The sequence below is a fragment of the Alloyangia mangrovi genome (assembly GCF_002300555.2).
Taxonomy (GTDB): domain Bacteria; phylum Pseudomonadota; class Alphaproteobacteria; order Rhodobacterales; family Rhodobacteraceae; genus Salipiger; species Salipiger mangrovi.
The window spans coordinates 1-23,326 of the sequence record NZ_NTHN02000024.1; the positions used below are offsets into that span (position 1 = coordinate 1).

The following is a 23,326-nucleotide window of genomic DNA, read 5'->3' on the forward strand; positions in this document are numbered from 1 at the left end:
CCGCCCGCGATCTTGCCCGCGCCATCCGTGACCGGCGCTCGCGCCGCCGCCGGCAGGCCCGGCGCGGGTCCGAACTCGACATGCGGCGGATCCTGCGGGCCTCGCTGGCGCGGGGTGGTGAGCCCCTGGACCTGCACCGCAGGGCCCGCCCGGAGCGTCCCATGCGCATCGTCGCACTCTGCGACGTGTCAGGCTCGATGACGGTCTATGCGCGGGTCTTCCTGGCCTTCATCAAGGGGTTGGTGGATGCCGACACCACGGCGGACGCCTACCTCTTCCACACCCGGCTGATGCGCATCACGCCCGCCCTGCGCGACCGCGACACGCTGCGCGCCGCCGGGCGGCTCAGCCTCATGGCCGAAGGTTTCGGCGGCGGCACCGACATCGGCGCCTCGCTCGGAACCTTCGTCGAGGCCCATGCCGCCAAGGCGCTGTCGCGGCGGACGGTCGTTCTGATCCTTTCGGACGGGTATTGCACCGGCCGCCCCGAGGCGCTGGCCGCGGCGCTGGCCCGCATCCGCCGCAGGGCGGGGCGGATCGTCTGGCTGAACCCGCTGCTCGGCTGGCAGGGCTACGCGCCGGTCGCCGTCGCGATCGCGGCAGCGCTGCCCCATCTCGACGCGCATCTGCCCGCCAACACGATCGAGGCTCTGGCGGCGCTCGAACCTGAATTCGCAAGGCTCTGACGAGGAGTCTGATTAGGAAAGGGTCTCCGATGGCCGATTTCGACATCTTCGACGTGATTGACCGGCAGCGCCGGGCGGGCCGGCCGTTCTGTGTCGCCACGGTGGTGCGCACCGCGGATGTGACCTCTGCTAAGGCCGGGGCCAAGGCGGTGGTGACCGAGACCGGCGAGCTGCTTGGCCATCTCGGCGGCGCCTGCGTGAAGCGCGCAGTCTTGGCGGCGGGGCAGGAGGCGATTTCCTGCGGCCAAACCCGGCTCATCCGGGTAAAACCCTCGGACAAGGTCGTGGCGCTGACCGATGCCGACGGGGCGCAGGTGTTCAAAAGCGGCTGCCCCTCGGGCGGCACGGTGGACCTGCTTCTCGAGCCCTACGAGTTGCCGCCGCTGCTGGTGATCTTCGGCGACACGCCGATCAGCCGCGCGCTGGCCTCGCATGCGGCGCTGGCGGGCTATCGGCTGGCCCTGCCCGAGGGTGCCGAAGGGCCCGGGAGCGCGACACGCTTTCCCGACGCCGACCTCTCGGCGCTGCCGGTAGGGCCTCGGGATTTCGTCGTGGTCGCCAGCCAGGGCACGCAGGACCTTGCCTGCCTGCGCGCGGCGCTGGAGAGCCCGGCGGCCCGCATCGCCATGGTCGCCTCACGGCGCAAGGCCGAGGCGCTCTGCGCCAAGCTGGCCGATGCGGGCGTGGCGGCCGAGCGGATGGCCCGGCTGAAGTCCCCGGCGGGGCTCGACATTCGCGCCATCGATCCGCAGGAGATAGCACTTTCGGTGCTGGCCGAGATCATCCTGTGGCGCAACACCGACCGTACCCGTGCGCCTCGAGACGCGGAGCACGAGAGCCGGGCCTAGCCGGGCAACGGCGCGGAAAGGGTCATGGACGCGCTCGCCCCTTCGGCTCAGAGTTTCACCGGCTGTCCCGTGCGGATGCTCTCGTCCGCCGCGAGGCAGATGCCGAGCGAGGCGACGGCGTCGCTCATGTGGCGGGTCAGGTCAACGTCGCCCACGATGGCGCGGTAGAGGTAGTCCTGCTCGCGGTCGCAGAGCCCCTGGTGGTCCGGCTCGCCCTCCATGCTCAGCCATTCGTCCTCGCGCAGGAGTTCGCCATTCTCGCCGGTCTCGGCATGGTGGACACGCAGGCGCGAGGTCTGGGTGTGCGAGTTGATGTCCGCCGAGCCGGTCTTTTCCTCCATGACGATCGACACGGCGCCGTTCGGCGACATGACGTCCTTCACGAAATAGGCAGCCTCCGAGATCATCGGCCCCCAGCCGGCTTCGTACCAGCCGACGCTGCCGTCGTCGAAGAGCACCTGGAACTGGCCGTAGTTGTACATGCCCTCTTTCAGCCCCTTGGCGAAGGGCACGCCCATGCCGCGCACCTCGACCGGCTTGCCGTCGGTGATCTGGCACATGACATCGACGTAGTGCACGCCGCAGTCGACGATGGGCGAGGTGGTCTTGAGGATCTCCTGGTGGATCTTCCAGGCGGTGCCGCTCGACTGCTGGTTGAGGTTCATGCGGAAAGCGTAGGGGCCGCCTAGGTCGCGCGCCTCGGAGATCAGGCGCATCCACGAGGGGTGGTGGCGCAGGATGTAGCCGACGACCAGCTTGCTTCCGTGCGCCTTGGCGGCGGCGACGACGCGCTCGGCATCGGCGACATTGGCGGCGAGCGGCTTTTCCACGAAGACATGCGCGCCGGCCTCGATGGCGGTGATGGCGTAATCGGCATGGGTGTCGGTATGGGTGGCGATCGAGACCACGTCGGGCTTCAGCTCGGCCAGCGCCGTCTCGAAGTCATGGTGCAGCGGGTAGTGCGCAAGCTCCTTTGGCAGATCGCGTTTCGAGCGGTTCACCAAGCCGATGATCTCGAAGCCGGGGTGGGCATGGTAGGCGAGGGCGTGGCTCTGTCCCATCTGGCCAAGGCCCACGACCATGACGGAGAGTTTCTTGCTGGCGAGATCGGTCATCGGGTCTGTCGTCTTTCTTGCTGGGCGGCAGGGCGCGCCGCACCCGCGTATGCAGGGCGGCGCGTCAAGGTGGGTCAGGCGTCGGCTTTGGCCACGGCGCGGCGCGCTTCGGCGATCTTCTGCGCGCCGATGCTGGCCAGCGCCACGATGAAGGGCGTGGGGTTGGTGGCGGTCACCGTGGGAATGATGCCGTTGCCCGCGACATGCAGGTTTTCGAAGCCCCAGACCCGGCTGTAGCGGTCGCAGACGCTGGTGCCGTCATCCGTCTCGCCCATGCGCATGGTGCCCTGGTAGTGCAGCGAGTTGCCGGTAGGGATGCGGACCGTGGCGAAGCCGTCGAGCAGCCTGCCCAGCGTGGTGCCGATCTTCTCGGCCATCGCCTTGCCCATCTCGATGCGCTTTTCGTCGACCTCGCTGACTGGCGCGTGGATCGAGAAGCTGGGCAGGCCCTTCCAGTCGAGATTGTCCTCGTCGAAGATGATCCGGTTCTCGGGGCGGGGATCGGCGGCGACGAAGAGTCCCATGCCGACCAGCGTGCCCTCTATTTCCTCGGGGAAGGGAAATTTGGCCGGGTCATTGCCGTGGATGGTGACCGAGAAGGGGAAGTCCTCGGCGTCGACGCGCGGGATCCAGGACATCGAGGTGAGCGGACCTTCGATGTCGGTGATGAAGAAGCGGTTGATCAGGTAGTGATCGTTGATGCCGCGCCCCAGCGCCTCGGGGCGGATGCCCGATCCAAAAAGCAGCTGCGGCCCGTGCAGCGAGTCCGCCGCCACGACCACGGTGCCCGCCTCGACCCGCCAGGTCTCGCCGCTGGTCATGCTGACCAACTCGACGCCGGTGGCGATGCCGTTCTCGTGCAGGATGCGGCGGCAGGCGGTCTCGGGAAGGATGCGGAACATCTCCTCGGGCTCGTTCACCATCTCGCCGAGGATGTGGTCGGTGCCATGGGTTATGACGCCCTCTTCGGTCACCGTGTAAGCCAGCGGCATGGGCTGCACCTTGCGGTCTTCGGGGCGCCCGGGGTTGAACACCTCGCCGAGCCGGCGGCGCATTTCCTCGGAGCCCTTGCAGCCGGGGAAGGGGTGCTTGTTCGAGCCCAGAAGTTCGTCGGCCAACTGCAGCGCGGCTTCCATCTCGGCCTCGTCGATGAAGGGCACGCGCTCGGACTTCGAGGGATGCGGGCAGCCCGAGGTCCATTGCACGCCCATGCCGCCGACCGAAGCTGCGGCGAAGCCGGCAAAGGCGGTCTCGTCGGGCGTGTCGGTATTGGCGAAGAAGAGGCCCGGACGGCGCTGCAGCGAGGCGTCGTGCTTGCCGGCCTTGCGGGCCTCCCATTCGTCGCGGGTCATCGGCGCGTAGGAGATGCCGCGCTTCGGTCCCTGCGCGAGGAGCTGTGCCTCGGTGCGGGCGGCGTCGGGCAGGTTGTCGAGATGCTTGCCGATCTCGGGCGTGGCCTTGGGACCCGCCTCGACCATGAGGATGCGCGCGTCGGGCCAGTCGCGGCGGATGATCCGCGCGTAGGTGGACCCGGTCGGGCCACTGCCCACGATGACGACATCGGCGGCTCGGGTGGTCATGGTCGGAACTCCAGGTGGACGTGATGTGGGCGTGGACTGACGTAAATTCTTTTCACTTTAAGCCGCATGAACGCCGGTGAATGCTGCAAAGTCAATAAGGTTGTGTAAAATATTTTCGGATGTTAGCGTCCCGTGGAAGCCAGCCGCCACTTGCTGCGCGGCGCCTCCGTTCCCACGTGAAAACAAGGATTTGCCATGCAATTCGGCGTCAGTTCCTACAGTTTCCAGCCGCTCCTGCGGCGTCAGGAGATCACCCTCGAAGGGGTGTTCGAGCAGATCGCGGCCTCGGGCGGAACCCATATGGAATTGGCCACTCTGACCATCGGCCAGGGCCTCGAGACCATGCTGGAGTACGAGCTCTATGAGGACGCCGAAACCCGGGCGCGGCTCGAGGCGGCTGGCGCGAATTCGGGCATTGCACTGTCGGGCCTCTGCATCCCGGCAAGCTTCATTGATGAAGACGCGGCCACGCGCCGGGCGCAGATCGACCGGGCCAAGCGCTACGTCGATCTCTGCGCCGACATGGGGGTGGGGTTCCTGCGCACCGACGTCGTCCCCTGGGCGCTGCGGCCTGAGACCTACGCGCAGGTCGAGGCGCTCTTCCCGGTGATCACCGAAGCCTGTCTGGAACTGGCCGAGCACGCGGCGACCCGGGGCGTGGTGACAAGCATCGAGAACCATGGCTTCCTGATGAACTCGAGCGAGCGCTGTCGCCGCCTCGTGCACGCGGTGGGCAGCCCGAACTTCCGCATGACGCTGGATGTCGGCAATTTCCTCTGTGTCGACGAGGACCCGCTGATGGCGACGCGCAACTGCCTCGATATCGCCAGCTTCGTGCACCTGAAGGATTTCCTGCTGCGCAAACGCTATCCGGGGCCGGGCTGGCTCGAGACGCTGGGCGGGCGGCACATCGTCGGCACGGTCTTCGGTTTCGGCGACTTGGAGACGCGGGAGATTGTCCGGGCCATCGTGGGCGCGGGATTCGACGGCTACGTTTCGCTGGAGTTCGAGGGCAACGAGCCGACGCTCATGGGCTGCGACACCGGCCTTGGCAACGTCATCCGGATCTTCGACGAGGTGAAGGCCGAGCTGGTCGCCTGAGCACGGGAGCCGCTAGGCAAAAGGGGCGCGCCGGTTGTCCCGGCGGGCCCCTTCCTGTTGCGTGGGTCCTCAGAGGACGCGCAGCGCCTCTACCCGCGCCCGGATCTCTGCGAGTCGCGCGCGGCCACCGCCGGGCACCTCGACCGAGGCCCACCCGCTGTAGCCGATCCCGCGCAGCGCCGCGTTCACTGCGGGCCAGTCGCAATCGCCCTCGCCAAGCTCGATGTCGAAGCCTTTCCACGGCCCCTCGGCATCCATCTTGCTGCGGCTGTATTCCTTGAGATCGACCCGGCAGATGCGCTCGCCCAGCACCTCGATCCAGTCGGTCGGATAGCCGTTGCGGAGGATATTGCCGATGTCGAGATACCAGCCCAACAGCGGGTGGTCGAAATGGTCGAGAAAGGCCGCGGCCTCGAGCGGGCTGAGCAGGAAGTTGTTCCAGACGTTCTCGATGGCGATGCGCACGCCGGTACGCTCGGCATGGGGCAGCAGCTGCTCGACGCCGGCGATGGCCCGGTCCCAGGCGGCGGCATAGCTGACCTCGGGGCTGACTACGCCGGGCACCAGCAGCACGGTTTCCGCACCGATGGTCCGCGCGGTCTCCAGCGCCGCGACCATCCCATTTACGCCCGCGGCGCGGGTCTCGGCGTCGGGCGAGGAGAGCGGGTGGCTCCAGTGGCGCGCGTTGATCACCCCGGGCAGGGCGACGCCGCTGGCCGTGCTGGCGGCGATCAGGTCGTCCAGCGGCATGTCCGTCGGGGCGTCGATCTCGACCCCGTCGTAACCCAGCTCGGCGAGCATGGCCAAGGTCTCGGCGATGTTCAGCTCTGGGGCTTCGATCATGCTCCACTTGAGGCTGATCCGGGCGAAGGGAAGCGGGCTGGTGGGCGGTTTGGTCATCGAACGGCTCGGTCCTTGTGTCATGCGCCGGGACGGGAGGGCGCGTGTCTTTGTGCGGAGAGTGGAAATTTCTTTCATCAATTTGCGCAAATTCCGAGGAATCTATTGCCTAACTTCGCCGATCACGCCAGAAAAAAAGAAAATCAATTTCTTGGAGCCCCTGCCATGACCATTCCCGGTATCCAACGCCTCGACGCCGCCGACACCCAGGCCGGCGGCCAGGAGCGCCCCTTTTCCAAGGCCGTGCGCGCCGGGGATTTCGTCTTCGTCTCGGGGCAGGTGCCGACGCGCGACGGCGAGGTGGTCGTGGGCAATATCGCCGTGCAGACCGAAGTAGTGATCGAGAACATCAAGGAAGTGCTGGCGCTGGCGGGCTGCGGGCTCGAGCACGTGGTGAAGGTGGGGGTCTGGCTCGATGACGCGCGCGATTTCTCGTCGTTCAACGCCGTCTTCAAGAAGCACTTCAGCATCCACCCGCCCGCGCGTTCGACCGTGGAGTCGCCGCTGATGGTCGACGCCAAGGTCGAGATGGACGTGATCGCCTACAACCCGCTGAAGGGCTGATCCGCGGTGAAGATCCTGATCCTTGGGGATGCGGCGGCGGCGGCGGCGCGCGCGGCCGAGATCATCGCCGCGCAGGTCACCGCCAAGCCCGCCTCGGTGCTGGGCCTCGCGACGGGCGGGACGATGGAGGCGGTCTATGAACAGCTGATCGCGTTGCACCGCGCGGGCAGCGCCTCCTTTGCCGGTGCGCAGAGCTTCAACCTCGACGAATATGTGGGGCTTTCGGGGGATCACCCCTGCTCCTATCGCCGCTACATGGCCGAGAAGCTCTTCGACCAGATCGATATCGCGCCCGGGTCCGCGCATCTGCCCATGGGCGAGGTGGCGGACCCAGAGGCCGAGGCCGCGCGCTACGAGGCCGCCATCGCTGCGGCGGGTGATATTGACCTGCAGCTTCTCGGGCTGGGGCTGAACGGGCACATCGGCTTTAACGAGCCGACCTCGAGCCTCAGCTCTATCACCCGGCTGAAGACGCTGGAGCGCTCCACACGCGAGGCCAACAGCCGCTATTTCCCGGAGGGCGAGGAGCCGCCGCGGCTGGCGATCACCATGGGCATCGGCACGATCATGCGGGCGCGCGAGGTGCTGTTGGTCGCGACCGGCACGGCCAAGGCGCGGGCGGTGGCGCAGGTCATCGAGGGGCCGGTTTCGGCGCGATGGCCGGGCAGCGTGCTGCAGATGCACCGCCATGCGACGCTGGTGCTCGACCGGGCTGCGGCGAGCGAGCTGGAGCTTTTCGACTATTACCTCGACGTGCACCCCGAGTGAGCGGAGCGCCGGTCGAGGTGATAGGGCGGTCCTAGGGCCGCCCTTCGTGGTTCAAGAGCAGGCGCTTCAACCCCGCCACGGTGGCGGCATCGGTGCGTCGCGCGCTCTCGGGCTGGAAACCGAAGCGGGCAATGGCGCCGGTCCCCGGATCGGGTTGCGAGGCGGAGGCATGGACTTCGCTCGGTGCGAGCACCTCGAGCAGGCCGGGCAGGGTGGCGGCGGAGACCCCGGCGCCGGGCATGATGCTCAGCCGACGCCCGGCATGGGCGGTCATCCCTTGCAGCCGGGCCAGACCTTCGGTCGCCGTAGCGGCGCCGCCCGAGCTGAGGATGCGCGAGATGCCAAGTGCCGCCGCTTGATCGAGGGCTTCGAGCGGATCCTCCATGAGGTCGATGCAGCGGTGCAGGGTGAGATCGAGGCCCTTTGCCGCGGCAACCAGCCGCTGCATGACGGGCAGGTCGAGCGTCACAGAGCCCGCCTCGGAGCGCGTCGCACCGATCACCACGCCCGCGAGACCGGCGCGGGCCACGGCGGCGATCTCTACCTCCATGGTGCCGACCTCCTCTTCGCTCCAGTCGAAACCTCCGGCGCGGGGGCGGATCATTGCCATGACCGGGATCGGCGCGCGGGCGGCGAGGGAGATAAGGCCGGGGCTCGGGGTAAGCCCGCCAAGCGCCAGCGCTGCACAGAGCTCGATCCGGTCCGCGCCGCCCTCGATGGCCGCGGCAAGACCGGAGGGGCTGTCGACGCAAATCTCCAGGATGCGGGTCATGACATCTCCTCTGCGCCAAGTGACGGGATTGGGCGCCAGCGTTCCAGTGCCACGAGGCCGAGCGCCCCGGCAAGACCGACGGCAATGCCCATGAAGGCGACCGTGGAATAGCTGCCGATACTGGTGCCGAGGCCGAAGAGCCCGGCGGCGATGGCGCCCGCGAGAAAGAGGTTCAGCGAGATCAGCGAGGCCGAGAGGCCGGGGCGGTCCGCGATCAGCTCTTGCAGGTAGCCCAGCGGCAGGGTGATCAGGGCCGAGGCCGCGGTGCCTCCGAGAAAGGCGCCGGCGATGATCATGCCCGGCGAAGTGGCGAGGGCGATGGTGCCGAGGTAGCCGGTGTAGAGTGCCATGGCGATGGCCAGCGTGGTGACCGTCGAGATGTAGCGGGTGATCCGTGCCCAGGCGAGCAGGAAGACCAGCTCCATGCCGGCGACGATGCCGACGGTGATCCCCACATCGCCGGTGCTGCCTCCGGCGCGGCCGGTCATGATCAACGGCATGACGGCGGCATGCACGTGGATCGCTGAGGTGATTGCCGCGGTGCCGAGCACGCGCATCGTCACCGAGGGGCGGGCCAGCAGCCCGAAGGCGCCGAGCAGCGAGACCTTGGGCGGGCGCTTCGCCGGATCGCCGCTGCCGCCGCGGGGCATGGTCAGCTTCAGCACGATCAGGACCGCGGCGGCAGCCAGCGCCGCCACGAGGAAGGCGGGCAGCATCGAGCCGCGCCCGGCCAGCGCGAAGCCCAGCACCCCGGGCACGAGAATCCATGCCGCCGAGACCATGCCGCGCAGGACCGAGGACATGGCGGCGCGGTCGGCGCTCGGCAGCCCGTCGGAAAACACCCGCCCGGCGGCGAAGAGCATCGGTGTCAGCCCGTTGAAGATCGACACGGGCAACAGCAGGGCGAGCACAAAGACGGCGGGCTGCGGGAAGAGGAAGATCGCCCCGTAGCCGGCGATGCCGATGGCGGCGAGCCACATCAGCAGCTTGCGGTAGCCCGTGTCGCGGTCCGCCAGCATGCCGAGGTAGATCGAGGCCAGCACGTTGATGATCGCCGCAGTCAGGGTGAGCGCGGAGAAAGCGCTGTCCGAGAGACCCAGTTCGCGGATCGCCACCACCGATTTGTAGGGCGCGGTCGAGGCCGCCGCGATGCCGCAGCAGAAGACCGCCGCGGCGCAGGCCCGCAGACCTGGCGAGGCGCGAAGGGACTTGAGGATGTCGAACATCGGGCTCTCGGAGGGGCGCGGCTCGCGGGCCGCGGGGGAACGGAGGGCTCCTCGGCGCGGCTTCGTGCGCCGAGGGGCGTGATGAGCTGTCAGCTCACGCGCGGGCGGAGCGGGCGGGGGCGGGGGTAAAGGTCGCTTCCATATCCCAGGGGTAGAGGCCCGGTGCGCGGTGGCGGCTCTCGAGGCGCGGGATGTCCTGGTTCACCACGCCATCGGTCAACGCCATGAGGTTCGGGTTGGCGATCGGCGCGAGATCCGGCGACAGGTACCCCGATTTCACCACCAGCAGGCCGACCTTGCGCGGGTCGAGGCCGAGGAGATCGAAATCCTCGAAATTGTGGTAGGGCCTGCGCCGCGCTGCGAGCACGACGGTGATCCCGCCGGTCTTCACCACGGCCTGGGCAAAGGCGCCGCCGGCGCCCTCCACGAGGTTCACCACGGTGAAGCGGGCGCTGGCGCTTTCGCCTGCCGGGTCGAGCTTCGCGCCGACGGTCAACTCGAGCTCGGCGCCGAGGCCGGCGGCGAAGCAGGCGGCGACGGCCTCGGGGTCGGTGATCCCGGCGATGAGTGCGTCTTGCCAATCCCGCTCGATCAGCGCCTTCAGCACGAGCCCATTGTCGCCGACCCCGCCGCCGGTGGGGTTGTCGCCGCTCTCGGCGAGGATCACCGGCGCGGTGCCTGCCTTGGCAGCGATCTCCAGCATCTCGTCCAGCGGGCCGGTCACGGGGCCGAAGGCGAAGTCTCCGCGCGCATCCCAGTAGGCCTGCGCCAGTTCGGTCGTAACGGCCTCGGCCTCGGCGGGATCGGTGGCGGTGACGATGGCCGCCGCGGTGCCGCGCGGCTCGTCGGCCCAGACGTAGCCGACCATCTGGTCGGCGGACCAAATACCCGGGCGCAGGTCATGGCCGGGCAGGGCGGCATAGAGTGATTTCGCCGGCTGGTCCTCGGTCGAGGAGCGCTCGCCCGGCATCAGCACGGGGATCTTCGCCCAGGTGACAAAGGGCTTCTCGCCGCTGCGCAGGCAGCGCAGCAGCATCTCCCAGGCGCGCTGCATGGTCTCGGCCACGTCGATATGCGGCGCGGTGCGATAGGCGGCGAACATGTCGATCTGGTCGATGATGCGCTGGCTGACGTTGCCGTGCAGGTCGTAGCTGACCGAGATCGGCACGTCGGGGCCGACGAGATCGCGCACCGCCTTGATCCAGTCGCCTTCGGCGTCCCACATGCCGTCCACGTGCATCGCGCCATGCATGGCGAGATAGATGCCGTCGAGCGGCAGCGCCGCTTCGAGCCGGGACAGCAGGTTGGCCTTGAAGCCGTCGTAGGCGGCGCGATCCACTGGCCCGCCGGGCACGGCGCGGGCGTGCAGCAACGGCAGGATCTCGACGTCCTGCTGCGGCAGGAAGGCGAAGTGGGCCGAGGCGGTGAGTTCGTCTTCGCGCATCACGGTGAAATCCTCAGCCCGGATGAGCACGGGGTTGTAGGTCGAGCATTCGGTGTGGATGCCGCCGACGGCGATCCGTTTCTTCGTGGTCATGGGAGTCTCTGGCCTGTTGGTCTGGCGTTGCGGGGGCGGGCTGCCTTGGGTGCGGCCTCTTGCGGGCTCAGTCGCCCAGGAGCTGGCGGTCGTCGCCATCGCGGTGGCGGATCAGGCTCTCCTTGATCCGGCGCAGGGTGGCGGCGCTTTCCTTGCGGTTGGTGTAGGCGACGAGATTGGCGAGGATGTCGACGACGGCCAGCATGGCGTAGCGGGTCGAGGAGGGGCGGAAGATGTTCTCGCCCTCGGGCAGGTCGACGGCGAGCACCATGTCCGCGGCCTCGGCCACGGGCGAGCCGGACTGGGTGAGGGCGATGGTCTTCGCCCCCTGGTCGCGGGCGAGGCCGAAGGCGCGCACCAGCTCGGCGTTGCGCCCCGAGAAGGACGACCCGATCACCACGTCGCGCGGCGTGACCGCCGAGGCCTGCATCATCTGCATGCCGTGGTCGGTCGAGGTGGTGATCCGTGCGCCGAGGCGGAACAGCCGGTTCTGCATCTCGTTGACGATCATCGACGAATTGCCGCCCGAACCGAAGGCATAGATCATCTCGGCACCCGAGAGAGTCTGGGCGGCGCGCTCCATCGCCGCCATGTCGAGCGCGTCATGCATCATGAAGAGCGCCTTCTGCGCCTTGGTGACGATGTCCTCGGCCACTTCCGAGGGGGTCGAGGATTTCGCCTCGGGGCGCAGGTAGCGCAGCCCGACATAGGAGGACTTGGCCAGCGTGACCTTGAAATCCGAGAAGGAGTTGCAGCCGAGCCGCCTGCAGAAGCGGGTCACGGTGGGGGGGCGACACTTCGGCCCTTGCGGCGAGGTCTGTGATCGAGGCATTGGTGGCGAAGTCGATGTCCTTCAGCACCAAGTCGGCGATGCGCTGTTCGGAGTGCGAGAGTTTCAGCCCCTCCTGCATCAGCGTTGCAAAGATATCCATCGCCCGTCCCCTCCGGCGGCTTCATCGGCCCCTTGAGGTGGCGGAAAACACCTCGGTTCCGAAAATCATTTTCTTATTTTCGTTGACACTTTCGCATGTGACCTCAAGAGTGGCCAGTGTTTTCGGCAATCTACGAAAATAATTTGCAACATGACACGGAAAGAGGCCGCCGAGATGCGTGATCCGATGCAGAACCCCTTTGCGCCCGAGGACAGCGCCCGCCACGCCATCTGGGAGATGCTGGTGCCGCGCGACATCGACGCCTTCATCGGCGCCGACTGGGGGATGATCGAGGGCGATTTCCTCTCCGAGAACTTCATCGGGATGAACGGCAACTTCGATCCTGATCCGCAGAACTGGACGCTTTCCTTCGCCTCGCTGGAGGCTTATCGCGACGAATGGCTGCGGCAGGCCGCGGAGGGGCAGAAGACCGACTATGCCGAGGACCAACGCGCGGGCATCTTCCGCGCGACCAAACTCGAGGAGATCGAGATCGACGGGCCTGTTGCGCTGGTGCGCAAGAAGTTCGACGGCACGATCAAGCGCGCCGATGGCGGCGAGGACAGGCTGCTGTGGCAGACGCTCTATACCTGCCGCGAGACGGCGAACGGCTGGAAGATCGCCGGCTTCGTCGGCTACCTGCCCTACGCGGGGCACTGATGTCGGATCTGGCAAACATCTGGCCCGCGCCGGGCACGCCGCTTTCCGAGCTGCTGACGCCGCTGCCGGTCATCGACGAGGCGCGCATGGCGGCCAACATCGCCCGCGCGCAGACGCATATGGATAGGCTCGGCAGGTCCTTCCGCCCGCATATCAAGACGCACAAGCTGCCCGAGGTCGCGCGCGCGCAGATCGCGGCGGGAGCTGTGGGGATCAACTGCCAGAAGGTGACCGAGGCGGAGGTCTTCGCCGAAGCCGGCTTCGACGACATCCTGATCACCTACAACATCCTCGGGGCGGCCCGTCTGGCGCGACTGGACGCGCTGAACGCGCGGGTGGCGCGCCTGTCGGTGACGGCGGACAGCTCCGAGGTCGTGGCCGGGCTTGCCGCGACCTTCGGCGCGGGTGCCCCGCTGACGGTGCTGGTCGAATGCGACACCGGCGGCAAGCGCTGCGGTGTGCAGACGCCCGAGGCGGCGGCGGCCCTCGCGGCCGAGATCGCGGCGGCGGAGGGGCTGCGCTTCGGCGGGCTGATGACCTACCCGGCACCGGGCGGCGCCGCGGCGGTCGAGCGGTTTGTGACTTCGGCGAAGGCGCTGCTGGACGCGGCGGGGCTCGAGTGCCCGGTGGTGACGGTCGGCGGCACGCCGGATTTCTTTGCCGCCGGGGACATCCCTTCCGCGACCGAGCACCGCGCCGGGACTTATGTCTACAACGACCGCGCGATGGTGCGGGCGGGCCATGCCTCCCTGGAGGATTGCGCCATGCACATTCTGGTCACCGTGGTCTCGCGCCCGACGCCGGACCGTGCAGTGATCGATGCAGGCTCGAAGGCGCTGACCTCGGACCTGCTGGGCTTTCAGGACCACGGGCTCGTCGTTGAATACCCCGGCGCGCGGATCTCCGGCCTGTCGGAAGAGCACGGCGTGGTCGATCTCTCGGGGATCACGGGCGAAGGGCCGAAAGTGGGCGATGTCTTGCGGGTGATCCCGAACCACACCTGCGTCGTCACCAACCTCTTCGACCGGATGGTCTTCCACGATGGCGCGGCGGTGACCCGGGTGCTTGAGGTGGCGGCGCGCGGCACCGTCTGGTGAGAGTGTCTTGAGGCCACGGCGACCTGCTGCCTGTGGCCGCTTCGTGACAGCGTCACTGTCACAAGATAACGCCCCCGCGTGGATCGCGGGGGCGTCCTCTTTGTTTGCTCTCCTGCGCCGAGGGCGCCGCCTCTTTGGCGGGGACTACGCGGTTGCCGCGGCCGGGATCGGCATCGAGCTGTCGACCTTGCGTGTGAGCGCCATGCCCTCGGCATCGAAGAGGTGGCAGTCGGCAGCAAGGAAGGAGAGCGTCGCGGGCGTCTCCGGCGCCACCGGAGAGGAGCCCGGCAGCAGGGCGGAGATCGTGCCCACGCCCTCGAGTTCGGCATAGGCCACGGTGTTTACCCCCAGCCGTTCGACCACGGTCGGAACCACGTCGATCGACAGATCGCCGCCGGCCTGGCTCAGGTGCTCGGGGCGGATGCCGAGCGTGATCGGGTTGCCCTCGAGGCTGCGGGGCGCCTCGACCGGCACGGTGATCGTGCCGCCGGTGACGAGGTTCACCGTGGCGCCCTCGGGGCCGACCGCAGTGCAGGTGCCGGGCAGGAAGTTCATCCGCGGGTTGCCGATGAAGCCCGCGACGAAGAGGTTGTCGGGCTTGTGGTACAGCTCCAGCGGCGCGCCGACCTGGCTGATGCTGCCCCCGTCGAGCACCACGATGCGGTCGGCCATGGTCATCGCCTCGACCTGGTCGTGGGTGACATAGATCATCGTCGCCTTGAGCTTCTGGTGCAGCGCGGTCAACTCGATGCGCATCTCTGCGCGCAGCGCGGCGTCGAGGTTCGACAAGGGCTCGTCGAAGAGGAAGATCGACGGCTGGCGTACGATGGCGCGGCCGATGGCGACGCGCTGGCGTTGGCCGCCCGAGAGGTTCCCCGGTTTCTGCTGCAGTCGGTTTTCCAGTTGCAGCACCCGGGCGGCGCGCATCACGCGCTCCTTGATCTCGGCCTCGGGAAGCTTCTCGACGCGCAGCGGAAAGGCGATGTTCTCGAAGACCGACATATGCGGGTAGAGCGCGTAGGACTGGAACACCATGGCGATGCCGCGCTTGACCGGGGGCAGGTCGTTGACGCGGATCCCGTCGATCGTGCACTCGCCCTCGGTGATCTCTTCCAGCCCGCAGATCATCCGCAGCAGCGTGGACTTGCCGCAGCCCGAAGGCCCGACGAAGACGACGAATTCGCCATCCCGGATGTCGAGATCGATCCCGTGGATGACCTCAAATTTGTTGAAGCGTTTCTTCACACCGCTCAGGGCAAGCTGTCCCAAGGGAAAGTCCTTTCCTATTCAAGCGGTCCGGACCCGAAGGTCCGGACCATGAGAACCCGTGTGGGCTCGGATCATTCAGGCTGCATCACTCGAGCTCGTTGAGCGCGGCGTCGGCCTTGGCCAGCGCGTCGGCGGGCTCGGCTGCGCCGGTCACCACGGATTGCACCATCTCGATCATGACGTTCTGGAAGCCGCGATAGTCGGTGAAGAGCGGTTCCGGACCACCGAACTCGATGCCGTCGATGTAGGGCGCCCAATAGGGGTTCTCGGCGACCAGCGCGTCGATCTTAGCGGAGGGACGCAGCGGGGTGAGGCCCTCGGCAAGGTCATATTCCTCCTGCGCTTCCGGCGCGGTGAGGAACTTGGCCAGCTCCATCGCCTTTTCCTCGTAGCCGGTGCCGGAGAAGACGGCGAGGCTGTCGGTGATCAGCAGCGTGCCGGGGCCTTCGGCTTCCGGGCCGAGCGGCAGGTTGGCCACGCCCCAGTCGATGTCGGTGTCCTGCAGGCGCGAGACGGCGCCGATCGAGGCGTGCATCATCGCCACGCCGCCATCGAGGAAGATCGCGCGGACCTCGTTCTGCTCGTAGGCGGTCGGGCCTTCTTCCGAGTAGGGGACGAGGGCCTTGTAGGCTTCCAGCGCTTCGAGGTTCTGCGGCGAGTTCAGCACGATGTTGCCATCGGCGTCCACGACCTGGCCGTTGTTGGTGTACACCCAGTGCAGGAACTGGTGCATGGTGTTGTCGAAGGTCTTGGCGACGAGGCCGAAACCGGCGCTGTCGGTGTTCTCGGTGACGGCCTTGGCGGCGTCGATGACCTCGGCCCAGGTCTTGGGCGGGCTTTCCGGGTCGAGCCCGGCTTCCTTGAAGAGGTCCTTGTTCCAGTAGAAGGCCTTGGTCGAGAAGGCGACCGGCACGCCCCACTGCTTGCCCTGGTAGGTCACGGTGTCGACCACGTTGGGGAAGTAGGACGCCTTTTCCTCGTCGCTCATCGGCACCGGCTCGATCAGGCCGAACTCGGCGAATTCCTTCAGGGTGCGCGAGCCGACGTAGGCGAGGCCCACGGGGGTGCCGGCGACCGCGAGCGTGGTCACCTTGTCCTGGCACTGGCCCCAGCCGACGACCTCGGGAGCCACGGTCCAGCCTTCGTTCTCGGCTTCCCACTGGTCGATGTACTTCTGCTGGACCGGGTTCATGTTGTCGCCGCAGACGATCATCGTGATCTCTTCGGCCATGGCCGGCATTGCGGCGGTCAGCGCGACGAGCGCGGCGCCGGTGCGAAGAAGGGTCTTGGTCATTTCTGTTCTCTCCTGTTGGTGCCCTGTTGGGGCGGGCCGGTTCTTGCCGCTTGTGCGGCGGGCCTTTCTGGCTCCCCTGTCCCGGGGCGGTCTTCTGCGGCCCCCTTATGCGGAAGCCGCCGGTCACCCCCTCCCTCGGGGGCCGTGGTGGGCTTCCGCGCGCGCGGCGCGGACGCCGGGTCTTGCGCGGCCTACTGCTTCACCGCCCCGGCGGTGAGGCCGGCGACAAGGTAGCGTTGCAGCGCGAAGATCAGGATCATCGCCGGGGCGATGCCGACGAAGCTGGCGGCCATGAGCTCGTTCCAGATCACCTCCTGGCGACCGAAGTAGGCGTAAAGGCCGATCGGAAGCGGCATGAACTCGGTCTTGGAGTTGAAGGTCAGCGCGAAGATGAACTGCTGGGCGTAGGCGCCGATGAAGGTGGTGATGGCGACCACGGTGATGCCAGGCATCGCCAGCGGCAGGATCACCCGGCGCAGGATGTAGAAGTGGCTGGCGCCATCGACATAGGCAGCTTCGTCCAACTCGCGCGGGATGCGGCGCATGTAGGTCGAGAGCAGCCAGATCGCCGTCGGGATCAGGAAGGCCACGCCCGGCACGATCATCGACCAGTAGGTGTTGAGCATGCCGTAGGCGCGCATCAGCCGGAACAGCGGGATCAGCAGCACCGCGCCCGAGAACATGTTCACCGCCAGGAAGGCACCGAGCAGCGTGCCCGAGCCGCGGAAGTTGATCCGGGCGAAGGCGTAGGAGGCGGGCACCACGAGCAGCAGCACCACAACGGTGATCACTGTCGAGATGAAGAAGGAGTTGAAGATGTAGCGGCCGAACTCGGGCACGCTTTCCCACATGGTGAAATAAGCCTTGAACGAGCCGTTCTCGGGCAGGAAGCGGTAGGGTGTCGAGAACAGCAGCCCGAGCGGCTTGAGCGACACCAGGAAGCCCTCGATGAAGGGGGCCAGCACGAAGAACAGGAACACGAAGATGCCGCAATACATCAGGACGACTTCCCACCAGCGATAGCGGTCGATCATGGCGTTTTTCTTCATCATGTCGTCATCCTCTTCGACAGCTTGGTGACGGCGCGGAAGTAGAGCAGGGCAAAGGCCGACAGGAACAGGCAGATCACCACGGCGCGCGCCGCGCCCTCGCCGAACTTCTTGGAGCCGAGCGCGGTCGAATAGGTGTCGATGATCATCGTGGTGGTTGAGCCCGAGGGGCCACCCTGGGTCAGGATCCAGATCGGATCGAACGAGTTGAAGGTCGAGATCAGCGAGATCATCGACATGGTGATCGCCGCCGGGAAGATCATCGGCAAAGTGATCCGGCGCATCCGGTAGAGACGGCTCGCCCCATCGGTCCAGGCGGCCTCGTGCAGGTCCTGCGGCACCGACTGCACGGCGGCGAGCATGTACATCGTCACCATCGGCACGCCGATCCACACGTCGGTGATGATCGTCGCCCAGAAGGCGGTGTGGCCATAGGCGAGGAAAGCGACCGGCCCGTCGACCAGCCCGAAGCGCTGCAGCAGGCCAGAGATCATTCCGAACTGGCCGTTGTACATCCAGCCCCACATGAAGATGCCGATGGCCATGGGCACGATCCACGGCGGCATGGTCAGGATGCGGAAGAGCGCCCGGCCGGGCAGGGCGGCATTGAGCAGCATCGCCCCGGCGGTGCCGATGATCATCTTGATCGAGACCGACAGGAAGGTCCAAAGGAAGGTCCGGCCGATGATCGTGGCGAATTCGGCGTCGAAGATTTTCGCGTAGTTCTCCCAGCCGATGTAATTTGTGGTGCGCCGCAGCGAGGCGTCGGTGAACGACAGGTTCACCGTCTGCAGCAGCGGGTAGACCACAATGGCGGACACATAGGCCAGCGCGGGGATCAGCAGGATCCAGGCAAAGATGACGGCGGACTTCTGCGCGCTCATCAGGCCGGGACCTTCGCGGTCAGGGCCTCGTCATAGAGATCCCAGGTGCGCGACATCTCTATGACCGTGCGCTTGGCGCGCGCCTCGTCCATCGCCATGGCGAGCAGCCCGGCCTCGAGCGCGTCGAGCACCGAGACGGGCTGTTTCGCGCCCGTCAGCACCGAGGCGATGACGCCCTTGGCCATCTCCTCGTCGGCGCCGTAGTGCTGCGAGAGGTCGCTGGCCTGATAGGTCTTGCGCTCGAGCGGCTGACGGGTGTGGCTGTCGGTGACATTGAGGAAGCCGCGGACGAAATCGCCCTCGGCCATGCCGCGCGTGCCGATCACCGCGAAGCGGCGGAAGTCATCGGGCACGTTGAGGTTGGTGTGGAAGTTCAGCGCCGCGCCATTCTCGTATTCGACGATGGCCACCTGGTAGTCGATGATCTCGGCGTCGCTGTCGAAGACCTTGTCGGTGCCGTTCCAGCCCGAGGGTTTCTGGGTGTAGACGCCGAGGTCGTTGATGCCGCGGTGGCGCGGGTCGTTGGCGGGCACGAACGTGCGGCGTCCGCCGAAGCTGCTCACCCGTTCGGGGCGGGCGCCGATGACACCGTTGTAAAGGTCGATGTCGTGACAGCATTTCTCCAGCATGAAGCCGCCGGCCCAGCGGTCGTAGCGCCTCCAGTCGCGCATGAAGAAGGCGCCGTGGTAGGGCGGGATGTGCTCGCTGGCCTCGATCGAGACGACGTCCCCCAATTCGCCCCGCGCCTGCGCCGCGCGCAAGTCTGTGTAGAGCGGCGCGTAGCGCAGCACGAGGCCGATCAGCAGGTTCTCGACACCGTACTTGGCCAGCAGCCGGGCCATTTCGAAGCTGTCTTCCTTGGTGGTGACGACGGGCTTTTCGGAGAAGACCTTCACGCCGGCCTCGAAACCCGCGCGGATGTGTTCGAGGTGCATGCAGTTGGGCGAGCCCACCATCAGCAGGTCGAGGTCTTCCGCCTTCAGAAGCTCTTGCACGGTCTCGTACCGGGTGCCCGCGGAGATGCCCTTTTCCTCCAGCAGGCCCATGCCCGCAGGGGCGGGATCGACGTAGCCGGCGATCTCGAAATCAGGATGCATTTGCGTGAAGACCTGGCTCAGGTAGCCTAGACGATACCCAAGACCGACGATGCCGACTTTCATTCTCGATCCCTGTTCTTCTCTCGGGCGAGGGTGCCTTCCGCGACGGTGGGTGACGCGAAGCTGTCGCTCGAATTACGTAATTTATTTTCGTAGACTGTGGGTCGGTTTCGTGACAGTCAATATAAAAATGCGAAAGACAGCGACTATGGTGAAATTCATTTTCAGTTCCTGCCTCAGGCGCGGGCAGCCGGCTCCGGCCGTTTCCCCCCTGTGCGGCCCTTCGGAGCCTTGGAGCGCATGAGGGCAGGGGTTTCCCCGGTTGCGCGCCGGGTTTTCGACGGTTGGAACTGGCATGAGAACGCCGCGCTGACCCATGCGGGCGGGAAAGTCACCGGGGTGATTCCCGGCGCGACGGCAGAGGTCGAGATGATCGTGCCGGGGCTGGTCGACTTGCAGGTCAACGGCGGCGGCGGGGTGCAGTTCAACGACACCACCAGCGCGGCGGGGCTCGCCGCGATCTGCGCAGCGCACCGGGCGCTGGGGACGACGTCTATCCTTGCCACGCTGATCACCGACACCGCTGAGAAAACGTCCGAGGCGCTGACGGCCTGCGCCGAGGCGCGCGCGGCGGGGCAGGTGGGGCTGGCGGGCCTTCACCTTGAGGGGCCGCATCTCGATCCGCGCCGCAAGGGCACCCATGCCGAGGAGCTGGTGCGCCCGATGGAGGAGGCCGACCTTCAGCGCATCCTCGCGGCGGGCGGCAACTGCGGCCACTTGCTGGTGACACTGGCGCCCGAGGCGGCGACGGTCGAGCAGGTGGCGCGGCTGGCGGCCGGGGGTGTGCAGGTCTCGCTTGGCCACAGCGATTGCAGCGCCGAGACTGCCGCGGGCTATTTCGCTGCCGGGGCGAGCATGGCGACGCATCTTTTCAACGCGATGAGCCAGATGGGCCACCGCGCCCCGGGCCTTGTCGGCGCGGTGCTGGACACGGGCTCGGTAAGCTGCGGGCTGATCGCCGATGGCCACCACGTCAGCGACGTGGCCATGCGGGTCGCACTGCGCGGCAAGCGCGGGCCGGGCCATGTTTTCCTCGTCTCGGACGCCATGGCGGCGACCGGCTCGGAGCTCACCGAGCTCACCCTCAACGGCCGCACCATCTACCGCGCGGGCGGACGGCTGACGCTGGCCAACGGCACGCTGGCGGGGGCGGATATCTCGATGCTCGAGGCGCTGCGCTACTGCGTCACCACGCTCAACCTGCCGCTCGACGAGGCGCTGCGCATGGCGACGCTCTACCCGGCGCAGGCTGCGGGACTTGCGGGGGTCGGACGTCTGACCGAGGGCGCTCAGGCGGACTTCCTTGTCCTCGATCAAGACCTAGGCTTGCAGGGCGTCTGGATCGGCGGCTCCCGGTCCGGCGATGAGGAGGCGGCATGATCGTCTGTTTCGACATCGGCGGCACCTCGGTGAAAAGCGCCGTGGCCACCAGCGTCCACGACGTGCGTGCACTGTCGCGCCGTCCGACGCCGGGGGATGATTTCGAGGCCTTCGTCGCCACCCTTGCCGAGGCCATCGCCGAGGCCGGTGGCCGGGCGGAGCGGGTCGCGATCTCGATCGCCGGCGTGGTCGATCCGAAAACCGGCCGCGCCACCGTCGCCAATATCCCCTGCCTGACCGGGCGCCGGCTGGCGCCGGACCTCACGGCGCTGTTGGGGATCGAGGTGCTTGTCGCCAATGACGCCGACTGCTTCGCCCTGGCCGAGGCCGCGGTGGGTGCCGGGCGTGGGCATGACGTCGTCTTCGGCGCGATCATCGGCACCGGTGTCGGCGGCGGGCTGGTGGCGGGCGGCAGGCTGATCGGTGCGGGCAGCGGCTACGCGGGCGAATGGGGGCATGGTCCGGTGGCGAAACGCCTGCTCGACTGCCTCGACGCGCCGCTGCCGTCGTACCAATGCGGCTGCGGCCTCAAGGGCTGCCTCGATGCCACCTGCTCGGCGCGTGGCATCGAGCGGCTGCACCGTGACATTGCCGGGGCCGAGTTGCCCTCGACCGAAATCCTCGCGCTCTGGCACAGGGGCGACGCGGGCGCGTCGAAAACGGTCGCCGCCTGGTTGGAGCTGCTTTCGGGGCCGCTGGCCATGGTGGTCAACATGACCGGCGCGACGGTGGTGGCCGCGGGCGGCGGGCTGTCGAACGATGCCGCGCTGATGGCGGCGCTCGACGAGGCCACCCGGCCGCTGACGCTGGCGAAACCTGCCGAGCCTCTGGTGGTGCAGGCGCAATGCCGTACCGAGCCGGGGCTGGTGGGGGCCGCCATCCTCGCCCTGCGCGCGCCGTCGCGCGACGCGGCCTGAGCGGATGACCCGGCGCGCGGCGACAGGATTTCACGAAGGCGGGCCCGCGCCGGTCCGCCGCAACGCAAGGAGGGTCGCCGCGTGAGGGTGTTTACCGCGTCTCTAGCCACCGAAACGAATACCTTTTCGCCGCTGCCGACCGATCGCGCGGCCTTCGAGGCGGCCTTCTACGCCGGACCGGGGGAACACCCCGAGACGCCGACGCTCTGCTCCTCGCCGGTGCCGATCCTGCGCCAGCGCGGCCGCGACGAGGGGTTCACGGTGATCGAGGGCAGCTCGACCTGGGCCGAACCTGCGGGGCTCATCAAGAAGGAGACCTTCGAGGAGTTGCGCGACGAGATCCTCGACCAGCTGCGCGCGGCTTTGCCGGTGGATGGCGTGATCCTCGGCCTGCATGGCGCGATGGTTGCGCAAGGCTACGACGATTGCGAAGGCGATTTCCTCGAGCGCGTCCGCGCCATCGTTGGCCCCGACGTATTGGTTGCCGCCGAGTTCGACCCGCACAGCCATCTCACGCGCAAGCGCGTGGCGCAGCTCGACCTCGCCGCCACCTTCCTCGAGTTTCCGCATACCGATTTCCAGGAACGCGGCGCGCATGTGGTGGACCTTGCGCTCAGGACGCTGCGCGGCGAGCTGCGCCCGGTCATCTCGACCTTCGACTGCAAGATGATCGACATCTACCCGACCAGCCAGCAGCCCATGCGCGGCTTCGTTGATCGCATGAAGCTGCTTGAGGGGCAGGGGAGGATCCTCTCATGCTCTGTCATCCACGGCTTCATGGCGGGCGACGTGCCGGAGATGGGCACGAAGATCATGGTGGTCACCGACAATGCGCCCGAGGAAGGCGCGGCGCTGGCCCGCAAGCTGGGCGAGGAACTCTACGCCCTGCGCGGCAAGACCGCGATGCCGATCGTCGGCTACGAGGAGGGCATCGATCTCGCGCTCGCAGTGCGTGAGGCCGAGCCCTCGAGGCCCGTGACCATCGCCGACACCTGGGACAACCCCGGCGGCGGCTGCGCCGGGGATGGGACCTATGTGCTGCTCTCGCTGATCGCGCGCGGTATCGACAAGGTTGCAGTCGGCGCGATCTGGGATCCGGTGGCGGTGAGCTTCTGCCATGCGGCGGGACTCGGCGCGACGCTGCGCCTGCGCTTCGGCGGCAAGGCCGGGGCCGAGGCGGGGCCGCCGATCGACGCCGAGATCAAGGTCATCCACCTCGCGCAGGAGGGCCACCAGAGCTTCCGCGCCAGCCGGGTGACGCTGGGCCGCTCGGCCACCGTCCGCATCCTCGGCACCGAGATCGACATCGTGCTGATCTCCAGCCGGACGCAGACCTACGAGCCGACACTCTTTTCCAACCAGGGCGTCGATTTCGCGGGCAAGGAGATCCTGCTGGTCAAGTCCACCAACCATTTCCATGCCGGGTTCGATCCGGTGTCCTCGCGGATCATCCACGTCGACAGCCCGTCGTCCTACCCGACGAAACCGGCGCTGACCGCCTACCAGAAGGCGGGCAGCGATTTCTGGCCCAAGGTGGCGGACCCGCTGGGGCTCGACGCCGTGACCGCCGAAGACGAGGAAGCCTGACCA

The 23,326-nt window shown here is 67.5% G+C and carries 22 protein-coding genes and 1 pseudogene; 10 read left to right on the forward strand and 13 right to left on the reverse strand.

Annotated elements, in window-relative coordinates; translation table 11 throughout:
* The coding region (locus CLG85_RS13900) for a VWA domain-containing protein (protein WP_260349144.1) at positions 1-686 on the forward strand (686 nt) is incomplete at its 5' end.
* 29 nt (positions 687-715) lie between these two features.
* On the forward strand, positions 716-1,534 hold the full coding sequence (locus CLG85_RS13905; protein ID WP_260349146.1) for an XdhC family protein: 819 nt from the start codon (positions 716-718) through the stop codon (positions 1,532-1,534).
* Positions 1,535-1,581: 47 nt separating this feature from the next.
* Here CLG85_RS13905 and CLG85_RS13910 read toward each other — a convergent pair whose 3' ends face one another.
* Entirely contained in the window at positions 1,582-2,649 is a 1,068-nt protein-coding gene (locus tag CLG85_RS13910) for a Gfo/Idh/MocA family protein (RefSeq protein WP_095881060.1), read from the reverse strand.
* Between the two features lie 74 nt (positions 2,650-2,723).
* A complete protein-coding gene (locus tag CLG85_RS13915; protein WP_095881059.1) occupies positions 2,724-4,229 on the reverse strand; it encodes a GMC oxidoreductase in 1,506 nt (501 codons plus the stop codon).
* Positions 4,230-4,424: 195 nt separating this feature from the next.
* Between CLG85_RS13915 and CLG85_RS13920 the strand changes: the two genes are divergently transcribed.
* On the forward strand, positions 4,425-5,330 hold the full coding sequence (locus CLG85_RS13920; protein WP_095881058.1) for a sugar phosphate isomerase/epimerase family protein: 906 nt from the start codon (positions 4,425-4,427) through the stop codon (positions 5,328-5,330).
* Between the two features lie 69 nt (positions 5,331-5,399).
* Here the strand turns inward: CLG85_RS13920 and CLG85_RS13925 are convergent, their stop codons facing one another.
* Positions 5,400-6,230 carry a sugar phosphate isomerase/epimerase family protein gene (locus CLG85_RS13925; RefSeq protein ID WP_217989696.1) on the reverse strand — a complete coding sequence of 277 codons (831 nt, stop codon included), beginning with the start codon at positions 6,228-6,230 and terminating at the stop codon, positions 5,400-5,402.
* Between the two features lie 165 nt (positions 6,231-6,395).
* On the opposite strand from CLG85_RS13925, the gene CLG85_RS13930 reads away from it, so the two are divergent.
* Both CLG85_RS13930 and nagB read left to right on the forward strand, forming a co-directional pair.
* Entirely contained in the window at positions 6,396-6,794 is a 399-nt protein-coding gene (locus CLG85_RS13930; protein ID WP_095881057.1) for a RidA family protein, read from the forward strand.
* Between the two features lie 6 nt (positions 6,795-6,800).
* The gene (gene nagB, locus CLG85_RS13935; RefSeq protein ID WP_095881056.1) at positions 6,801-7,562 is read left to right on the forward strand and encodes a glucosamine-6-phosphate deaminase; all 762 of its coding nucleotides are present in this window, start codon (positions 6,801-6,803) and stop codon (positions 7,560-7,562) included.
* 31 nt (positions 7,563-7,593) lie between these two features.
* On the opposite strand, the gene CLG85_RS13940 is transcribed toward nagB, so the two are convergent.
* The 5 genes and pseudogenes from CLG85_RS13940 to CLG85_RS27755 all read right to left on the reverse strand — a co-directional run.
* Positions 7,594-8,334, reverse strand: a complete 741-nt coding sequence (locus CLG85_RS13940) for a copper homeostasis protein CutC (RefSeq protein WP_095881055.1) — start codon at positions 8,332-8,334, stop codon at positions 7,594-7,596.
* Positions 8,331-9,560 carry an MFS transporter gene (locus CLG85_RS13945; RefSeq protein WP_260349179.1) on the reverse strand — a complete coding sequence of 410 codons (1,230 nt, stop codon included), beginning with the start codon at positions 9,558-9,560 and terminating at the stop codon, positions 8,331-8,333. Before CLG85_RS13945 ends, CLG85_RS13940 begins: the two co-directional genes overlap by 4 nt.
* A 94-nt stretch (positions 9,561-9,654) precedes the next feature.
* Positions 9,655-11,097 (reverse strand): M81 family metallopeptidase, encoded by a 1,443-nt coding sequence (locus CLG85_RS13950; RefSeq protein WP_095883803.1) that lies wholly within the window; start codon positions 11,095-11,097, stop codon positions 9,655-9,657.
* 67 nt (positions 11,098-11,164) lie between these two features.
* Positions 11,165-11,878, reverse strand: coding sequence for a MurR/RpiR family transcriptional regulator (locus CLG85_RS13955; RefSeq protein ID WP_260349184.1), 714 nt, complete (start codon positions 11,876-11,878; stop codon positions 11,165-11,167).
* A 64-nt stretch (positions 11,879-11,942) separates the two neighbouring features.
* Positions 11,943-12,029 (reverse strand): annotated as a pseudogene (locus CLG85_RS27755) (RpiR family transcriptional regulator); the annotation flags it as partial.
* A 150-nt stretch (positions 12,030-12,179) separates the two neighbouring features.
* Here CLG85_RS27755 and CLG85_RS13960 point away from each other — a divergent pair.
* Both CLG85_RS13960 and CLG85_RS13965 read left to right on the forward strand, forming a co-directional pair.
* Positions 12,180-12,689, forward strand: coding sequence for a hypothetical protein (locus CLG85_RS13960; RefSeq protein WP_260349186.1), 510 nt, complete (start codon positions 12,180-12,182; stop codon positions 12,687-12,689).
* Positions 12,689-13,786 (forward strand): D-TA family PLP-dependent enzyme, encoded by a 1,098-nt coding sequence (locus CLG85_RS13965; protein ID WP_260349191.1) that lies wholly within the window; start codon positions 12,689-12,691, stop codon positions 13,784-13,786. Before CLG85_RS13960 ends, CLG85_RS13965 begins: the two co-directional genes overlap by 1 nt.
* Positions 13,787-13,930: 144 nt before the next feature.
* Here CLG85_RS13965 and CLG85_RS13970 read toward each other — a convergent pair whose 3' ends face one another.
* The 5 genes from CLG85_RS13970 to CLG85_RS13990 form a co-directional block, all read right to left on the reverse strand.
* On the reverse strand, positions 13,931-15,055 hold the full coding sequence (locus CLG85_RS13970; RefSeq protein ID WP_095883382.1) for an ABC transporter ATP-binding protein: 1,125 nt from the start codon (positions 15,053-15,055) through the stop codon (positions 13,931-13,933).
* Positions 15,056-15,140: 85 nt separating this feature from the next.
* Positions 15,141-16,349, reverse strand: a complete 1,209-nt coding sequence (locus CLG85_RS13975) for an ABC transporter substrate-binding protein (RefSeq protein WP_095883381.1) — start codon at positions 16,347-16,349, stop codon at positions 15,141-15,143.
* A gap of 191 nt (positions 16,350-16,540) precedes the next feature.
* On the reverse strand, positions 16,541-17,401 hold the full coding sequence (locus CLG85_RS13980) for a carbohydrate ABC transporter permease (RefSeq protein WP_217989793.1): 861 nt from the start codon (positions 17,399-17,401) through the stop codon (positions 16,541-16,543).
* Positions 17,398-18,282 carry a carbohydrate ABC transporter permease gene (locus CLG85_RS13985; protein WP_095883380.1) on the reverse strand — a complete coding sequence of 295 codons (885 nt, stop codon included), beginning with the start codon at positions 18,280-18,282 and terminating at the stop codon, positions 17,398-17,400. Before CLG85_RS13985 ends, CLG85_RS13980 begins: the two co-directional genes overlap by 4 nt.
* Positions 18,282-19,442 carry a Gfo/Idh/MocA family protein gene (locus CLG85_RS13990; RefSeq protein ID WP_260349201.1) on the reverse strand — a complete coding sequence of 387 codons (1,161 nt, stop codon included), beginning with the start codon at positions 19,440-19,442 and terminating at the stop codon, positions 18,282-18,284. The genes CLG85_RS13985 and CLG85_RS13990 overlap by 1 nt, the downstream gene beginning before the upstream one ends.
* 237 nt (positions 19,443-19,679) lie before the next feature.
* On the opposite strand from CLG85_RS13990, the gene nagA reads away from it, so the two are divergent.
* The 3 genes from nagA to CLG85_RS14005 all read left to right on the forward strand — a co-directional run bounded on the left by nagA (position 19,680) and on the right by CLG85_RS14005 (position 23,323).
* Complete coding sequence (gene nagA / locus CLG85_RS13995; RefSeq protein WP_260349206.1) at positions 19,680-20,819, forward strand: N-acetylglucosamine-6-phosphate deacetylase; 1,140 nt, start codon at positions 19,680-19,682, stop codon at positions 20,817-20,819.
* Positions 20,816-21,736: an ROK family protein gene (locus CLG85_RS14000; protein WP_260349208.1), complete on the forward strand. Its 921-nt coding sequence runs from the start codon at positions 20,816-20,818 to the stop codon at positions 21,734-21,736. The genes nagA and CLG85_RS14000 overlap by 4 nt, the downstream gene beginning before the upstream one ends.
* Before the next feature lie 81 nt (positions 21,737-21,817).
* Positions 21,818-23,323, forward strand: coding sequence for a M81 family metallopeptidase (locus CLG85_RS14005; RefSeq protein ID WP_260349210.1), 1,506 nt, complete (start codon positions 21,818-21,820; stop codon positions 23,321-23,323).
* Positions 23,324-23,326: the final 3 nt, after the last annotated feature.

Coding starts and splice junctions, on each gene's coding strand:
- CLG85_RS13905 (WP_260349146.1), top strand. CDS start 716: ATGGCCGATTTCGACATCTTCGACGTGATTGACCGGCAGCGCCGGGCG.
- CLG85_RS13910 (WP_095881060.1), bottom strand. CDS start 2,649: ATGACCGATCTCGCCAGCAAGAAACTCTCCGTCATGGTCGTGGGCCTT.
- CLG85_RS13915 (WP_095881059.1), bottom strand. CDS start 4,229: ATGACCACCCGAGCCGCCGATGTCGTCATCGTGGGCAGTGGCCCGACC.
- CLG85_RS13920 (WP_095881058.1), top strand. CDS start 4,425: ATGCAATTCGGCGTCAGTTCCTACAGTTTCCAGCCGCTCCTGCGGCGT.
- CLG85_RS13925 (WP_217989696.1), bottom strand. CDS start 6,230: ATGACCAAACCGCCCACCAGCCCGCTTCCCTTCGCCCGGATCAGCCTC.
- CLG85_RS13930 (WP_095881057.1), top strand. CDS start 6,396: ATGACCATTCCCGGTATCCAACGCCTCGACGCCGCCGACACCCAGGCC.
- CLG85_RS13940 (WP_095881055.1), bottom strand. CDS start 8,334: ATGACCCGCATCCTGGAGATTTGCGTCGACAGCCCCTCCGGTCTTGCC.
- CLG85_RS13945 (WP_260349179.1), bottom strand. CDS start 9,560: ATGTTCGACATCCTCAAGTCCCTTCGCGCCTCGCCAGGTCTGCGGGCC.
- CLG85_RS13950 (WP_095883803.1), bottom strand. CDS start 11,097: ATGACCACGAAGAAACGGATCGCCGTCGGCGGCATCCACACCGAATGC.
- CLG85_RS13960 (WP_260349186.1), top strand. CDS start 12,180: ATGACACGGAAAGAGGCCGCCGAGATGCGTGATCCGATGCAGAACCCC.
- CLG85_RS13965 (WP_260349191.1), top strand. CDS start 12,689: ATGTCGGATCTGGCAAACATCTGGCCCGCGCCGGGCACGCCGCTTTCC.
- CLG85_RS13975 (WP_095883381.1), bottom strand. CDS start 16,349: ATGACCAAGACCCTTCTTCGCACCGGCGCCGCGCTCGTCGCGCTGACC.
- CLG85_RS13980 (WP_217989793.1), bottom strand. CDS start 17,401: ATGATGAAGAAAAACGCCATGATCGACCGCTATCGCTGGTGGGAAGTC.
- CLG85_RS13985 (WP_095883380.1), bottom strand. CDS start 18,282: ATGAGCGCGCAGAAGTCCGCCGTCATCTTTGCCTGGATCCTGCTGATC.
- CLG85_RS13990 (WP_260349201.1), bottom strand. CDS start 19,442: ATGAAAGTCGGCATCGTCGGTCTTGGGTATCGTCTAGGCTACCTGAGC.
- nagA (WP_260349206.1), top strand. CDS start 19,680: ATGAGGGCAGGGGTTTCCCCGGTTGCGCGCCGGGTTTTCGACGGTTGG.
- CLG85_RS14000 (WP_260349208.1), top strand. CDS start 20,816: ATGATCGTCTGTTTCGACATCGGCGGCACCTCGGTGAAAAGCGCCGTG.